Source organism: Natrinema thermotolerans, assembly GCF_031165565.1.
GTDB classification, from domain to species: domain Archaea; phylum Halobacteriota; class Halobacteria; order Halobacteriales; family Natrialbaceae; genus Natrinema; species Natrinema thermotolerans.
Genome location: NZ_CP101873.1, coordinates 3,307,762 through 3,321,829, shown reverse-complemented (window position 1 = coordinate 3,321,829; position 14,068 = coordinate 3,307,762). Strand labels below are relative to the sequence as shown.

Below are 14,068 nucleotides of genomic sequence, written 5' to 3'. Positions count from 1 at the left end.
TGGCTATTCGACCGGGATACACCACCGGGTCGGGCTTTATCCACACCCTCGGTGTCCGATTGCTATGGCGTCATCACGACGGCGATTCCTCGAACTAGGGACGATAGCAGCGATCGGCGGACTCGCGAGCGCGTCCGGCGTCGGCGCGACCCAATCCGACGGCGAAGGCGACGAGGGCGACGACCCCGAAGTGACCGTCACCGCCAGACAGGAGCCGGGCGACGCCGTCTACTGGGTGTTGCCCGGCGAGCGGCGACTGAGCCCGATGGTGTTCGGAACCGCGGAAAACCCGCGACGCGGGACCGACCTCCTCGAGGCACGAATCGAACAGGCCCGGGGGCTCCCCTCGCCGCTCGGCGAGGCAGTGCCGGGACTCCTCGCGGACCTGCCCTTCCTCGTCGCTGCACCCGACGAGGCCCGCGAACCGATCGCGGACGACGACTCGATCGCCCAGCAGCGACTGACCGAGCCGACGCTGTACAGCGACGAGGCCGAGGTTACCAGCGGTTCGTTCGAGATCACCTACGAAGATCACCAGCCGTACGACCTCCCCGGCGCGCCGGGCGAGACGACCGATACGGTCGCCCTCGAGGCGCAGTTCACCGATCCGGCGGGCAACGAGTACAGGATCGACCACGATCACGTCATCCAGCCGCCGATCCCCGGCTACGAGACCGGCGGCGGCGTGTTGACCGACGGCTCGCTGCACGGCATCACGGGGACCGGCTCACCGCTGTTCCCGCAGGTCTACACCTACGGCGCGTCCTGGGGCGTCGGCCACCTCGAGGTCAACGGCGAGCGGGCCACCGAGGAGGGGATGCGCGTCGTCCACCTCATGACGACCGCGACGGTGCGTGACGAACGGTATCGGATGGTCCTCGACGATGAGCTGCCGCTCGCGCCCGCGGAGACGATCGCCGGACAGATCCACCACACCCACGGCGTCGTCTTGCCGATCAGGCCGACACCCGACGGGCCCGTCTACGATCCGGTACCGACCGCGTTCGAACTCCCGAACGGCGAGACTCAACCGTTTATCCACGCGATGTGGGAACAGGACGAGATCGTCGAGGGGCCGTTCGCGGACTGGGAGTTCCCCGGCGACGGCGGCGAGACGCCGGCAGATGGGGACGACGGCACCGACACACAGGCCGACATCCGCCTCGTCGGTGAGACGTCCGGCTGGCAGGGAGCCGCACCCGATACCATCGCGGGGACCGAAAACCCGACCCTGTCGCTCGAGGCGGGGACCGAGTACACCCTCGTCTGGGAGAACGGCGACGGTCTCCAGCACAATTTCGCGATCGAAGACGAGTCGGGGGAGGACGTACTCGAGACGGACCTGCTCGGGGAAGAAGGGGCGACTCAGTCGGCTACATTCACCGCCAGCGCCGAGATGGCCGAGTACTACTGTCAGGTCCACCCCAACTCCATGCGGGGAACGATCGACGTGTAGTCCCTGCGGGGCTCGAGCGGCCCACCGGTCGGCGAACCGCCGGCTCGCCTCGAGGGGCGCTCAGGTTCCGGGCACGTGCGTCCGGCCCGCGCTAGCCGCCAGTTCGTCGAACAGCGCCGCGGCGTCGCTGGCCATCGGATACGCGTCGTGGTAGGGTTCGATCTCCCGGTCGGTTCCCGAGACGACCCGCACGGCGTCCGCGAGTCGCTCGTAGTTCTCGCCGACGATGTCCCGAACCAGCACCGGCATCCCCGCCCGCTCGCAGAGTTCGATCGCGGCCGCACGGCCCGCCCAGACCGTCCCGGCCTCGCAATCCGCGAAAAAGAGCGCGAACGGCGTCTCGCCGAACTGAGCCTCGAGGAAGGCCTGTGCGGCCGGCTCCGACCACGAGACGACGCCGACTGACTCGAGCTGCCGGACGGCGGTCGAGGCGGCCGAACAGAACGGACAGTCGCCGTCGGAGAGCAGGACGGCGGTAAACCGCGGCTCGGTCATATCGGGCCGTTCATCGCAGGGGCCGAAAACGTTCGGCGGGCAGTCGCCGGGTCGGTCGGATCCGGACGGACCGCCGTCGCCCCTCGGCTAGCCAAGTTTCGATCGTCCCGGCGGCCTGTCGTGGTCGGCCCGATGGCGAAGCAGTTCGTCGTACTGTTCGACCAGGATAACGCAGTCGGCGCGGGGCTGGGCCACGCAGGTCAACACGAAGTTCTCGGCCTCGTCTTCGGGGTAGTACCGCTTCGCGTTACTGTGGTCGAGTTCCCCCTCGAGCAGTCGCGCGCCGCAGGTGATACACCACCCCTGCTGGCAGTCCGCGGAGAGCCACAGGCCCGCCCGGCGGGCCGCCGCGAGGATCGCCTCGTCCGCGCGGACGTCGATGGTCCAGGACTTGCCGGCTGCCTCGAGGGCGGCGTCGTCGGGCACGCGGAGTTCGACCTCCCAGGTCGTGGGCGCTGTCACGGGTACACCTACGGCCGGCAGCGAAAAAGGGCTGGGTCGGCGGTCCCAAGCCCGCCGATCCGCGCTCGACGTGGGATTCCGCCTTCCCTAGGGTCTTTGTCCTCGGGATCGATCCGAAACTCGATGCGAGCCGCAGCCTTCACCGAACTGAGCGGACCCGAGGGAGTGAGGACGATCGAGCGCGACACGCCCGAGCCCGGCCCGGGCGAAGCCACCGTCGACGTCGCTGCCTGTGCGATCAACCGCCACGACCTCTGGATCCTCGAGGGGGACTCGGCGATGGTCGACGCCGACGATCTGCCGTTCGTCACGGGGCTGGACGTGGCCGGCGTCGTCAGCGAGGTCGGCGACGGCGTTCGAGGCGTCGAGCCCGGCGACCGAGTCGTTCTCTGTCCGAACGAGACCTGCGGCGAGTGTCGGTTCTGCCGCGAGGGGCCGGAAAACACCTGCGAGCGGTTCTCGCTCTATCACGGCGGGCTGGCCGAGACGGCGTGCGTCGAAGGCGACCGGCTTATTCCGCTGCCCGACGGCGTCGACGCGACGACCGCCGCCGCGATCCCGACGGCCTACATGACCGCCTTCCACATGCTCCGGCGGGCCGAGGTCGGCCCCGGCGACCTCGTGTTCGTCCCCGGCGCGACCGGCGGCGTTGGCGTCGCGGCGGTTCAGCTGTCGGCCGTGTTCGGTGCCGAAACCATCGGCACGTCGACGTCGGCGTCGAAGCTCGAGCGAGTCCGCGAACTCGGCCTCGATCACGGCGTCGAATCGGCCGACGTCGACGAGATCCGCACGGCGGTCGAGCGGATCGGCGAGCCGGACGCGGTGATCAACCACCTCGGCGGCGAGTTCACGCGGCTCGGCCAGTCGGTCATGCGACGCGGCGGGACGATGGCGATCTGCGGTCGCACGGCGGGCGGCGAGTCGACGATCGATATCGCGAGCCTCTTTCTGGGTCACAAACGCATCGTCGGCTCCACGATGGGGACCCAGGACGACCTCCGGCGGCTCGTCGAGCTGACCGCCGACGGGGATCTCGAGCCCGAGATCGACGAGACGTACGCGCTCGAGGACACCGACGACGCCTTCGCGGCCATGCAGAACCGGGACAGCGTGGGCAAGATCGTCGTCGAGCCGTAGTTCGCGACTCCGACCGCCGCGTTTCTGCCGCCCTCTCCGTCCACCGCGTGAGCGGGACTGAAAGGGGCGACTCGCTGGGCACGAGCCCAGCGAGTCGAGGCTTTCGGGCAAGAAGACGCCGGCCCGACCTATTTTGCGCCGGTCGCCGTCGCTCTCGTATGACGAACATCGCCATCACCGGTGCGGCGGGCAACGTCGGCCGGGTGGCCATCGACGCCTTCCCCGACGACGACCACGACCTCGCGCTGTTCACCCACAGCGAGACCGACGACCTCGAGTCCGAACCGATCGAGATCGCCGATTACGACGCGTTCAGCGACGCGCTCGCGGGTCAGGACGTCCTGATTCATCTCGCGGCCAACCCCTCCCCGCGGGTCGAGTGGGACGAGGTACGCGAACCGAACGTCGACGGCGTCTACAACGCCTTCGAGGCGGCGGCCGCGAACGACCTCGAGCGAGTGGTCTTTGCGAGTTCGAACCATGCGGTCAACATGAAAAACACCGTCTCGGAGAGCCGCCCAGAGTCGACGGTCGGCAAGCCGGAGATCGTCCGGCCGTCGGATCCGACCGATCCCGACACTTACTACGGCGTCACGAAGGTCTTCGGCGAGTCGATGGGGTCCTACTACGCGAAGCGCCACGGGTTCGACGTAGTGAACCTCCGGATCGGCTGGCTGCTCACCCGCGACGAACTCCGCGCGGAGTGCCGTGACCGCGACGGGGCCGGCGAGCGCTACGCCCGCGCGATGTGGCTCAGCCCCGGCGACTGTCGACGGCTGCTCAATGCGGCCGCGACGGCGACGCTCGAGGAGTCCCCCCTGATCGCCCACGGCATCTCCGACAATGCCGAGCGGTTCCTCTCGCTGTCCGAGACCATGCAGGCGCTGTCGTACCGACCGCAGGACGACGCCGAGGTGGTGCTGACCGGCGACTAGCACAGCCACGGCAACGAACCCGACGAATCGAAAGACCGAACACCGGTACGTTCGTACGAACCCATATGTCAGTCAAGGTGTCCGAGTCGACGGGATACGGGCCCAACACCCAGATGTCCCTGTTCGGCTATATCATGGCCGCGGTACTCGTGATCGTCTTGCTTCCACTGATCCCGGTCCTGGTCCCGGTCTGGATCCTCTGGAAAGTGTTCGTCGCCGAGGAGGAGTTCGGCCACAGCTTCGAGGACTGGCGGCGCGACACCGGCCGTACCCCCGATGACCGTGCGGCCGCCGCCGACGCGGAACTCGCGGCGGCCGAAACGGAAGCCACCGAGGCCGACGATGCCGAATCCGAGGACGAAACCGAACAGGCGACTGCGGAGTCCTGACGCCGCGAGATCGTTCTTCTGCTCGAGGACGACCTAGTCGTCGGCGCTGGCGGCCGCGACCAGATCCGACGGCGGGCCGCCGGGGAGGTCGTCGCGGTCGTGGGGTTTCTCGAAGTCCAGGTCCGGCCCTCGAGCGACGATCCGGTGGGGGTTGACGTCCGGGTGGGTCGTGTAGTAGTGTTCCTTGATGTGGTCCATGTTCACCGTCTCGGCGACCCCCGGCGTCTGATAGAGGTCCCGCAGGTAGGGCCAGAGGTTGTCGTACTCGCGAATGTACTGGACGTTACACATGAAGTGCGTGTGGTAGACGTTGTCGAACCGGACGAGCGTCGTGAACATCGCGACATCGGCTTCGGTTAGCCGGTCGCCGGCGAGGTAGCGCTGGACGGCAAGCACCTCGTCCCAGTGGTCGAGCGCCGCGAAGAGGTCGTCGACCGCCTCGTCGTAGGGCCCCTGCTTCGTCGCGAAGCCGGCCCGGTAGACGCCGTTGTTGATCGGCTCGTAGATCTCGTCGATGATCCGGTCGATCTCGTCGCGGTAGCCCTCGGGGTAGAGATCGACGTCCCGCCGAGCGTACTCGTCGAACTCGGTGTCGAGCATCCGCATGATCTCTTCGGACTCGTTGTTGACGATGGTCCCCTCTTCTTTGTCCCAGAGGACCGGCACCGTAACGCGACAGGTCGCGTCCGGATCCGCGTTCACGTATAGCTCGCGCAGGTAGTCGGCGTCGTGGACGTGATCGCGCGTACAGCCCTCCTTCTCGGGGGAGAACTGCCAGCCGTCCTCGCCCCGATAGGGATCGACGACCGACACCGAGATCGCGTCCTCGAGGCCTTTCAACGCCCGCGTCACGAGCGTCCGGTGGGCCCACGGGCAGGCGGCGGAAACGTAGAGGTGATACCGGCCGGCCGCCGGCTGGAATCGGGCGTCGGGGTCGTCGCGGATTTCGTCGCGGAACGGCGTCGTCTGGCGCTCGAACGAGCCGTCGTCGTCAGTCGACTCGTACGCGTCGGTTCGCCACTCGCCGTCGACGAGCATGTTCATACTCACGTTCAGGGCTGCGACCCACATATATACTCGCTAACACTCGTGTCACCGGTTCCGGTCTCGTCGATCGGCGACGCCGCGGCCTCAGAGAATGGCGCTAACGACCCAGTAGGCCGTTCCGAACGCGACGAGCGCGGCCCCCTCGAGGCGGGTCAGCTGCCGCCCCGTCGCGAGGACGACCGTTGCGAACGCGGTCACGGCGGCGAGCCATCCGAGCGCGAGAACGACCGCCGGATCGACGGCCAGCGGGCGAGCCGCGGCGGCCAGTCCCAGTACGCCGAGGACGTTGAAGACGCTCGAGCCGACGACATTGCCCGCGGCGATTCCGGTATCACCCTGGCGGGCGGCTACGACGGATGTCACCAGCTCCGGCAGCGACGTACCGGCCGCGACGATCGTCGCGCCGATGACCCACTCGGAGATCCCCACCGAGAGAGCCAGCCCGACCGCGGCGTCGACCAGGACGCGCCCGCCGACGATCACGATCGCGAGTCCCGCCACGGTGCGGCCGGCCTCGAGGCCGAGCCGGACGTCCCGCCCGGTGCCGCCGGCCCCGGCGGGCGCCGTCCCGCCGTCGGTCGCCCCGCTCGAGTCGCCGTTCTTGACCGCGATCACGAGCGCCGCCAGATAGCCCGCCAGCAGCGCGAGGAGGACGGCCCCTTCGAGCCGCGAGACGAGGCCGTTCGCGAGGACGGCGACCGCGACGGCCGTCGAGGCGGCCATCGCCAGTACGTCCCGGCGAAGCAGCGGCTCGGACACGCGAAACGGTGCGATGACGGCGACGAGCCCGAGGATCACGCCCAGATTGAACACGTTCGAGCCGACGACGTTGCCGACCGCGACGTCGCCCCGACCCTCGAGGGCGGCCCCCGTCGAGACGACGATCTCCGGCGCGGACGTGCCGAAGGCGACCACCGTGAGCCCGACGACGAGCGCCGGGATCCCGGCCGCGCCGGCGAGCCGCGAGGCACCGGTCACGAGGAAGCGAGCGCCGATCCAGAGGGCGAGAACGCCGACTATCAGCGAAGCGACGTCTCCGACGGGGACCATCGTATCGGACGCCTTTGGAGGGGGCAAGCAAAAACGGCAGGGACGACCGGGACGCTCGAGCGGGCGGATCGCGAAAGGAGTATTTAAACGGGTCGCGTGACCACTCGAGGTATGGCAGACGACGGGGGCCGGCACCGCCAGAGCCGGCTGTTCACTGACGACGACGGCGGGTTCGACGCCGAGCGCGCACGCGAGGAGTCACTGCCCGTCGAGGACGGCGAGGTGATCGATACCGACGAGTTGGCCGATCACCAGACCTACCTCGAGGGCCGCGGGATCTACGACGAGCGCAACCGGGTCAACGACCTCACCGGCAAGGAGTGGAAGTACGCCACGAAGTCGGTGATCGCCGAGGGCTATCCGCCGGCCCTCCAGCACGACTTGCGGAGGGAACACGGCGGCCAGAAGCCCCCGCGGCTCTGTGCGGAGTTGATCGGCCGGTTCAGCAAGGCCGGCGACACCGTCCTCGATCCCTTCGCCGGCGTCGGCGGCACCTTATTGGGCGCAAGCGTCTGCGAACACGAGGGGACCGGCCTGCGGGAGGCCATCGGCTTCGAGCGCACGCGCCGATGGGTCGAGATCTACGAGACGGCCCTCGTCCGGGAGAACGAGGAGCGACGCGAGCGCGGCGACCCGCCGCTGGCCGAGCAGGACATGCGCCACGGCGACTGTGCGGACCTGATCGAGGAGGTCCCCGACGACTCGGTCGACCTCCTGTTGACCGACGTCCCCTACTGGCACATGGACGAACTCGAGCAGACGCGCAACGAGCGCCGGACCCGCGAGAGCAGTCTGGGTTCGTTCGACGGTCGGGACGCCGACGGTGTGGACGACGAGAGCGACGACGAGCCGGGCGCCCAGTCCCGCCGAGAGGGGTCGACGGACGGCGAGTGGGAGACGAAAGCCGACTGGCTCGACGAGATGGCCACGAAGTTCGACCGCTTTACTGACGCGGTCGCACCGGACGGCCACGTCGTCGTCTTCATCGGCGACATGTACCGCGACCAGTCCTACGAGTTCCTCTCCGCCGAACTCGCGCAGGCGATCGAAGCGGCCGCACCGCTGACGCTGGCGGCGACCCTGATCTGGTACGATCCGACGAAGGACCTCCACGTCTACGGCTACCCGTTCTCGTTCGTCCCGTCGATGGTCCACCAGAACGTCCTCGTCTTCCGACCCGCCGACGATTCGGACGCCAACTGACCGTCGTCAGTCGATCGTCTGACGCAGTTTTATTGGGTTCGAAACCGTCGGAACGAACAGGCGCGCTGACGGCCTCCCCACCCCTCCCCCATCCGTCCGTCCGCGCGCCTGCTACCGTTCCTCTCCCCCCCTTTCGATCCGATCGCTACCGCGAGGTTCAGGCACCGGCGGGCAACAGCAATGACCGAACGTCGGCCGCGTGGTCGGTCTCGGTGATGACCGCAACCTCGTCGCCGACCGCGAGTTCCGTCCCGGGCAACGGGATGGTCAGCGATTCGCGGGCGCGCCCATGGGCGTAGATCCGCGCGGACTCGGGCAGATCGAGTTCGCTCATCCGCTTGCCGACCGCGGGCGATCCCTCTCGGATCTCGAGAACGGTCAGTTGGAGGTTCGCCGCGAGGTCGGCGACGACGTTGAAGTCGCCGCCCAAAAGCGCCGTCTTCGCACCCGCCGCACCCAGCCGCTCGGGGTAGATGATCTCGTCGACCTCCTCGGCGTACTTCTCGTAGATGTCCTCGCGGTAGTCCTCGTCGATCCGCAGGATGGTCCGACAGCCGTGGTGGGTCCCGACCATACAGGCAGCGAAGTTGGCGTTGAGATCGGGCGTGAACGCACCGATCGCGTCGGCGGTCCCGATATCGGCGTCGACGAGGACGTCCTCGTCGGCACCGTCGCCGTGGACCGTCTCGAGCCCGTCGTCGCTGGCGCGCTCGATCCGGTCCATGTCGTTGTCGACGACGACGACGTCGTGGCCTTCCTCCGCGAGGATGCGCGCGGTCCGGGAGCCGACTCGGCCGTACCCCACGATGACAAACCTCATGTGAACGGGATACACGCTCCGGGGTGAAATACGTTCGTCCGACATCGCTGCCCAAGACGGTGCGGTGCCGCGGCGCTCGCGGCGGCCGTGGGCCGGCGGGTTCGATCGACTATGCACGAACGTGGTCACATTCCGCGTCGATCCGGACAAGAACGCTTAACTAACCCCTGTTGTTATGCTCGAGCATCCAATATGGGGGCACTCGACTCGCTCGCAGCGTACTTCCGATTCGGCGACCACGAGACCGACCTCGAGACGGAATCGATCGCGGGGCTGACGACGTTCCTGGCGATGTCGTACATCATCGTCGTCAACCCGGTCATCCTCGGCGAGGCGATCTCGCTCGAGGACTACAATACGGGTGAAGTCACGCAGATGATCACCGTCGCGACGATCCTTTCCTCGGTGGTCGCCATGCTAGTGATGGCGTTCTGGGCGAACCGTCCGTTCGGCCTCGCGCCCGGGATGGGACTGAATGCCTTCTTCGCGTACACGGTCGTCCTCGGGCTCGGCGTCCCGTGGCAGGTCGCGCTCGCGGCCGTCTTCGTCGAGGGGATCGTCTTCATTCTTCTGACCGCGGTCGGCGCGCGCCGCTATATCATCGAGCTGTTCCCCGAACCGGTCAAGTTCGCCGTCGGGGCCGGGATCGGCGTCTACCTGCTCTTTCTCGGCCTGCAGGAGATGCAACTCGTCGTCGACAACCCGGACACGCTCGTTTCGTTGGGGAACGTCGCAACCAGCGCCGTCGCGGCACTGTCGGTCGCCGGGCTCGCGCTGATGCTCGTCTTACACGCTCGCGGTATCAGAGGGTCGATCGTCATCGGGATCATCGCCACGGCCGTCGCCGGCTGGCTACTGACGGCCGTCGACGTCGTCTCGCCAGGGACGCTGACGCCGCCCGGGAGTTACGAACGAATGACGAACGAGGGGCTGGTGAGCCTGATCGCGAACGTCCAGTACGACTTCACGCCGCTGGTCGCCGGCTTCATCGACGGCCTCGGCATGATCTCCGACGATCCGCTCGTCTTCGTGATCGTCGTGTTTACGTTCTTCTTCGTCGACTTCTTCGACACGGCCGGGACGCTCATCGGCGTCTCCCAGATTGGCGGCTTCCTCGACGAGAACGGCGACCTTCCCCAGATCGAGCGCCCGCTGATGGCCGACGCGATCGGGACCACGGTCGGTGCGATGATCGGGACCTCGACGGTGACGACCTACATCGAGTCCTCGACCGGCGTCGAGGAGGGCGGCCGGACCGGCTTCACCGCGCTCGTGGTTGGGGCCCTGTTTTTCCTGTCACTGCTGCTCGTGCCGCTGATCAGCGCGATCCCACAGTACGCCTCCTATCTGGCGCTGGTCGTCGTCGGGATCATCATGCTGCAAGGCGTTACCGACATCGACTGGCAACATCCCGCGTGGGCGATCTCGGGCGGGCTGACGATCACGGTCATGCCGATGACCGCGTCGATCTCGAACGGGCTCGCTGCCGGGATCATGAGCTACCCGCTCGTCAAAGGCGCGATGGGCGAGGCCGACGACGTCTCGACCGGGCAGTGGGTACTCGCGATCGCCTTCGTCGCCTACTTCGCCGTCTACTTCGCCGTCGACGCCGAGATGCTCTCGTTCTGATCGTCCCCGTCCGTTTTCGCCCCGTCGACCGGTCGTTCCATGCAGTCCGGGTTGCGGCAACCGCTCGGTCGACCGGTGGGCTGATACGGCCTCCGGGCCACTAGTCGACCATGGCAGACATCACGATGTACGAACTCCCCGGCTGTCCGTACTGCGCGAAGGTCCGTTCGAAACTCGACGAACTCGACCTCGAGTACGACACCATCGAAGTGCCCCGTTCCCACGACGATCGAACGGAAGTCGAAGCGGTCAGCGGCCAGACGGGCGTGCCGGTCATCGTCGATGAGGCCAACGGGATCGATGGGATGTCGGAAAGCGACGACATCGTCGAATATCTGGAGGAGACCTACGGCGGCGCGGCCTGAAACCGACTCGAGCAACTGTTTTCGTGGGGCTGAGTGCGTCGCAGTCGCTTTGATGACGGCCGGCAGAGCGAACTATTCGTCCCGCCAGAACCGACTCGAGAACAAACTGAACACCGTACAGAGGGGGTAGCCGACGACGACGGAGACTGTGAGAAACAGAACCGCGTCGCCGGCCGTCGTCACGGTCGTGCCGATGTTGAACACGAGTCCGAGGACGGCGAGGACCGCCACGGAGAGGGCGCGGTATTCACTGACAAGATCGACGTGAGTATCGAGTGTCATCAGGGTGTATATTCGTGAGCGGTGAGCCTCCCCAAGATGGCGGCCGACTCAGGCCGCTTCCTCGTAGTCGGCACGTTCCCGGATGACATCGCGGAGTTCGTCGGCGTCCCGGAGGTCGTCGAGTTCGTCGCGTTCGACCAGGGCGGTGCCGTCGACGTTGTCCTGTTTCGCCCGGTCGACGACGTAGACCGAGCGGGTGCGGGTCACGCGACCGATCGAACTCATGATCCGGGCGCGTTTCTCCGCGGCCTTGGTGAACTCGGAGTGGCCGGTCAGCACGACGTCGCTGTCGTCTTCATCCTCGCTGACCGCGGTAAACGGCGAGCGGGCCGTCGGATGGACGCTGTAGCCGGCCCGGGTGAAGACGGCGACGACCCGTTCGTCGTCCGGGTCCGCCTCGGGGTCGTCCGGGGTCGCCTCGCTCTCGTGGACGTCGTCGGCCCCCTCGAGGACGTCGACGGGGCTGGTCAGCGGCGCGTCGAAGAGGTCCTGAAGTTCCAGCGCGACCTCGACGGAGGCGTTCATGCCGTCCTCGTACTTCGAGACGGTCCGTCGGGAGACGCCGAGTTCGCTGGCGAGTTGGCCCAGACTCCAGTCGCGGTCCTCGCGTTCGTCGGCCAACAGGTCACCGTCGATGTTGACGTAGAGGCCGCCTGGGGCGGCGTAGATCAGCGGCGGTACTTCCTCGATAAAGAGGTTATACGCCGTGTCGGGGCTGAGGACCGGCACGCCGTGTCGGAAGTAGGTGACGTCGGGTTTCAGGTCCTCGTCGCGACTCCGCAGGCCGATGACCAGCGGCGTCGCACGGAGGTAGGTCCCCAGCCGCCGCATCTCGTGGCCGGTCGCCTCGTTGAACGCGTCGATGTTCGCGAGGATCTTGACTAACAGCAGATCCTCGCCGCGGCGCGCGGCGATATCGAAGCTCTTCGGCCGGATCGCACACCGGTCGCTTACCACGAATCCCGCGTCCTCTAACATCGCGGTCACGTTGCCGACCATTGCGGAGCGGGACATAGGGGGTTGTAAGCGATTCCTCCTATAAGACGTTTTCCCCGATATGTCCGTGTGCCGTGTCGCGATTCGGACCCGTACCGGGAATATGCTTATATAGTTGGTTCGACCCGCGACCGGTGCCGATCTCCGACGACAACGCCGTCCCGAAAGGGGTTACCCGCTGCCCGGCCAAGGACCGCCGATGACCGTCGTCGGGATCGACGATACCGACTCGCGCGAGCGCGGGATGTGTACGACCTACCTCGCCGCGACGATCGCGGATCGACTGCAACGGGACCACGGAGCGGCGCTTGCCCGCATCCTCCTCGTCCGGCTCAACCCCGCCGTCGAGTACAAGACGCGGGGGAACGCCGCACTGGCGATCCACACCGACTGCGATCCCGACACGGCGTTCGCCGTCGCCCGCGACCGCCTCGAGGCGCTTTCCGAAACCGCCGACGAACGCACGAATCCCGGGCTGGTCGTCGCGGATCACGACCCTGGCGACGTGGCCGACGCGGTGAGACGATTCTCGCGGACTGCGATCCGCGATCACCTCGCGATCGACGACGCCGTAGCGCTCGTCGACCGTTGTGGCTATCGGTCGTGGCATGCCGGGGACGGCCGGGGCCGGATCGGCGCGCTGGCCGCCGTCGGCGCGTGGGCGGCGCTCGAGGAGTGGACCTACGAGTACATCTCCTATCGCGAGCCGAATCGCTGGGGAACGCCCCGGGACGTCGATCACGACAGCGTCTTCGCGGCGGCCGACTGGGGCTATCCCGCTGTCTGGGACACCGTCGATCGCGGCGAGGACGAGACCGTCTGCGTCCCGCATACGCCGGGCCCGATCCTGCACGGGATCCGCGGCGACGATCCGGACGCGGTCCGGACGGTCGCCCGGCGGATCGAGGCCGAACCGGCCGCTTCGAGCCAACTGTTCGTGACCAATCAGGGGACCGACGTCCACCTCCGGGACAGCTCGATCCCCGAAGTGCGGGACGGACGGGCCTACCGGCTCCCCGGCCGGGTCGCCAGCGAGCCCGAGACCCGCCGCGGCGGCCACGTCTTCGTCGACCTCGAGCCGCCCGAGGTCGGCGAGAGCGCAGCGACCGAGCGGCTGACCTGTGCCGCCTTCGAACCGACGAAACGGTTCCGCGATCGGGTGCGGGCGCTCCGGGTCGGCGACCGCGTCATGGCCTGTGGCGAAGTGGCGGACGGGACGCTCAAACTCGAGAAGCTGGCGGTCCGCGATCTCGTCCGCACCGAGCGGGTGACGCCGACCTGTCCCGACTGCGACCGACGGATGAAAAGCGCCGGCCGGAATCAGGGATACCGCTGCCGGGACTGCGGGACGAGCCGGGACGAGAAGGCGACTCGACGCCTCGAGCGGGACCTCGAGCGCGGCTGGTACGAGGTGCCGCCGTGTGCGCGTCGCCACGTCGCGAAACCGCTGGTTCGGGGCGGGTTCGACGCGCCGACGCACCCGGAGCGGTAAGTGGAATCAGCGGACGCTGATGCCGCGGCGGGTGAGAAACTCGTGGACGTCTCGGATCTCGACGGGACTGCCGATGATCCGACGGCGCTCTTCGCCGGCTGGCGCGATCGTGACGGTGAACGCCTCGTCGAGCTGCGGCTCGAGGGACTCGAGGGTCTCCGCGGGAAGCACGATCTGGGTGCTGTCACGCAGCTGCGACGCGTTCGACATACTCGAGGGTCGCCCGGGGGTCGTTTAGGTGTACCGGAATTTCGTTGTGAATGGTAATTATACTGGGTAGTAGTAGCGGGGATTATTGGCCGATGCGGAC

Annotated in this window: 16 protein-coding genes; 8 read left to right on the top strand and 8 right to left on the bottom strand. The window is 67.5% G+C overall.

The annotated features are described in order from the left end of the window. Positions 1–64: 64 nt before the first annotated feature. The gene (locus NP511_RS17005) at positions 65–1,456 is read left to right on the top strand and encodes a cupredoxin domain-containing protein (RefSeq protein WP_049966409.1); all 1,392 of its coding nucleotides are present in this window, start codon (positions 65–67) and stop codon (positions 1,454–1,456) included. Positions 1,457–1,516: 60 nt separating this feature from the next. On the opposite strand, the gene NP511_RS17000 is transcribed toward NP511_RS17005, so the two are convergent. Together NP511_RS17000 and NP511_RS16995 are read right to left on the bottom strand one after the other, a co-directional pair. After that, positions 1,517–1,951: a thiol-disulfide oxidoreductase DCC family protein gene (locus NP511_RS17000; RefSeq protein ID WP_049966408.1), complete on the bottom strand. Its 435-nt coding sequence runs from the start codon at positions 1,949–1,951 to the stop codon at positions 1,517–1,519. 87 nt (positions 1,952–2,038) lie between these two features. Continuing rightward, on the bottom strand, positions 2,039–2,413 hold the full coding sequence (locus tag NP511_RS16995) for a 2Fe-2S iron-sulfur cluster-binding protein (RefSeq protein ID WP_049966407.1): 375 nt from the start codon (positions 2,411–2,413) through the stop codon (positions 2,039–2,041). Between the two features lie 123 nt (positions 2,414–2,536). Here NP511_RS16995 and NP511_RS16990 point away from each other — a divergent pair, with 123 nt between their 5' ends. The 3 genes from NP511_RS16990 to NP511_RS16980 all read left to right on the top strand — a co-directional run bounded on the left by NP511_RS16990 (position 2,537) and on the right by NP511_RS16980 (position 4,874). Then, positions 2,537–3,550, top strand: coding sequence for an alcohol dehydrogenase catalytic domain-containing protein (locus NP511_RS16990; RefSeq protein WP_049966406.1), 1,014 nt, complete (start codon positions 2,537–2,539; stop codon positions 3,548–3,550). Positions 3,551–3,708: 158 nt separating this feature from the next. Further along, on the top strand, positions 3,709–4,485 hold the full coding sequence (locus NP511_RS16985) for an NAD-dependent epimerase/dehydratase family protein (RefSeq protein ID WP_049966405.1): 777 nt from the start codon (positions 3,709–3,711) through the stop codon (positions 4,483–4,485). Positions 4,486–4,550: 65 nt separating this feature from the next. Next, positions 4,551–4,874, top strand: coding sequence for a DUF7535 family protein (locus NP511_RS16980; protein ID WP_006650430.1), 324 nt, complete (start codon positions 4,551–4,553; stop codon positions 4,872–4,874). A gap of 33 nt (positions 4,875–4,907) precedes the next feature. Here the strand turns inward: NP511_RS16980 and NP511_RS16975 are convergent, their stop codons facing one another. Continuing rightward, positions 4,908–5,918, bottom strand: coding sequence for a glutathione S-transferase family protein (locus NP511_RS16975; protein ID WP_049966911.1), 1,011 nt, complete (start codon positions 5,916–5,918; stop codon positions 4,908–4,910). Between the two features lie 87 nt (positions 5,919–6,005). Then, entirely contained in the window at positions 6,006–6,971 is a 966-nt protein-coding gene (locus NP511_RS16970) for a calcium/sodium antiporter (protein ID WP_049966404.1), read from the bottom strand. A 111-nt stretch (positions 6,972–7,082) separates the two neighbouring features. Between NP511_RS16970 and NP511_RS16965 the strand changes: the two genes are divergently transcribed. After that, a complete protein-coding gene (locus tag NP511_RS16965) occupies positions 7,083–8,174 on the top strand; it encodes a DNA methyltransferase (RefSeq protein WP_006650427.1) in 1,092 nt (363 codons plus the stop codon). Positions 8,175–8,331: 157 nt separating this feature from the next. Here the strand turns inward: NP511_RS16965 and NP511_RS16960 are convergent, their stop codons facing one another. After that, positions 8,332–8,994, bottom strand: coding sequence for a potassium channel family protein (locus NP511_RS16960; RefSeq protein WP_049966403.1), 663 nt, complete (start codon positions 8,992–8,994; stop codon positions 8,332–8,334). A 192-nt stretch (positions 8,995–9,186) separates the two neighbouring features. Between NP511_RS16960 and NP511_RS16955 the strand changes: the two genes are divergently transcribed. Further along, positions 9,187–10,623, top strand: a complete 1,437-nt coding sequence (locus tag NP511_RS16955) for an NCS2 family permease (RefSeq protein WP_049966402.1) — start codon at positions 9,187–9,189, stop codon at positions 10,621–10,623. A 110-nt stretch (positions 10,624–10,733) separates the two neighbouring features. Then, complete coding sequence (locus NP511_RS16950) at positions 10,734–10,988, top strand: glutaredoxin family protein (RefSeq protein WP_049966401.1); 255 nt, start codon at positions 10,734–10,736, stop codon at positions 10,986–10,988. Between the two features lie 72 nt (positions 10,989–11,060). Here the strand turns inward: NP511_RS16950 and NP511_RS16945 are convergent, their stop codons facing one another. After that, positions 11,061–11,270, bottom strand: a complete 210-nt coding sequence (locus NP511_RS16945; protein ID WP_049966400.1) for a hypothetical protein — start codon at positions 11,268–11,270, stop codon at positions 11,061–11,063. A 48-nt stretch (positions 11,271–11,318) separates the two neighbouring features. Further along, positions 11,319–12,284 carry a transcriptional regulator gene (locus tag NP511_RS16940; protein WP_049966399.1) on the bottom strand — a complete coding sequence of 322 codons (966 nt, stop codon included), beginning with the start codon at positions 12,282–12,284 and terminating at the stop codon, positions 11,319–11,321. 181 nt (positions 12,285–12,465) lie between these two features. On the opposite strand from NP511_RS16940, the gene NP511_RS16935 reads away from it, so the two are divergent. Beyond that, positions 12,466–13,758, top strand: a complete 1,293-nt coding sequence (locus tag NP511_RS16935; RefSeq protein WP_049966398.1) for a tRNA(Ile)(2)-agmatinylcytidine synthase — start codon at positions 12,466–12,468, stop codon at positions 13,756–13,758. Between the two features lie 6 nt (positions 13,759–13,764). Here NP511_RS16935 and NP511_RS16930 read toward each other — a convergent pair whose 3' ends face one another. Continuing rightward, positions 13,765–13,968, bottom strand: a complete 204-nt coding sequence (locus NP511_RS16930; RefSeq protein ID WP_006179527.1) for a VNG_1110C family protein — start codon at positions 13,966–13,968, stop codon at positions 13,765–13,767. Positions 13,969–14,068 lie beyond the last annotated feature (100 nt).

Coding starts and splice junctions, on each gene's coding strand:
- NP511_RS17005 (WP_049966409.1), top strand. CDS start 65: ATGGCGTCATCACGACGGCGATTCCTCGAACTAGGGACGATAGCAGCG.
- NP511_RS17000 (WP_049966408.1), bottom strand. CDS start 1,951: ATGACCGAGCCGCGGTTTACCGCCGTCCTGCTCTCCGACGGCGACTGT.
- NP511_RS16990 (WP_049966406.1), top strand. CDS start 2,537: ATGCGAGCCGCAGCCTTCACCGAACTGAGCGGACCCGAGGGAGTGAGG.
- NP511_RS16985 (WP_049966405.1), top strand. CDS start 3,709: ATGACGAACATCGCCATCACCGGTGCGGCGGGCAACGTCGGCCGGGTG.
- NP511_RS16980 (WP_006650430.1), top strand. CDS start 4,551: ATGTCAGTCAAGGTGTCCGAGTCGACGGGATACGGGCCCAACACCCAG.
- NP511_RS16975 (WP_049966911.1), bottom strand. CDS start 5,918: ATGAACATGCTCGTCGACGGCGAGTGGCGAACCGACGCGTACGAGTCG.
- NP511_RS16970 (WP_049966404.1), bottom strand. CDS start 6,971: ATGGTCCCCGTCGGAGACGTCGCTTCGCTGATAGTCGGCGTTCTCGCC.
- NP511_RS16965 (WP_006650427.1), top strand. CDS start 7,083: ATGGCAGACGACGGGGGCCGGCACCGCCAGAGCCGGCTGTTCACTGAC.
- NP511_RS16960 (WP_049966403.1), bottom strand. CDS start 8,994: ATGAGGTTTGTCATCGTGGGGTACGGCCGAGTCGGCTCCCGGACCGCG.
- NP511_RS16955 (WP_049966402.1), top strand. CDS start 9,187: ATGGGGGCACTCGACTCGCTCGCAGCGTACTTCCGATTCGGCGACCAC.
- NP511_RS16950 (WP_049966401.1), top strand. CDS start 10,734: ATGGCAGACATCACGATGTACGAACTCCCCGGCTGTCCGTACTGCGCG.
- NP511_RS16945 (WP_049966400.1), bottom strand. CDS start 11,270: ATGACACTCGATACTCACGTCGATCTTGTCAGTGAATACCGCGCCCTC.
- NP511_RS16940 (WP_049966399.1), bottom strand. CDS start 12,284: ATGTCCCGCTCCGCAATGGTCGGCAACGTGACCGCGATGTTAGAGGAC.
- NP511_RS16935 (WP_049966398.1), top strand. CDS start 12,466: ATGACCGTCGTCGGGATCGACGATACCGACTCGCGCGAGCGCGGGATG.
- NP511_RS16930 (WP_006179527.1), bottom strand. CDS start 13,968: ATGTCGAACGCGTCGCAGCTGCGTGACAGCACCCAGATCGTGCTTCCC.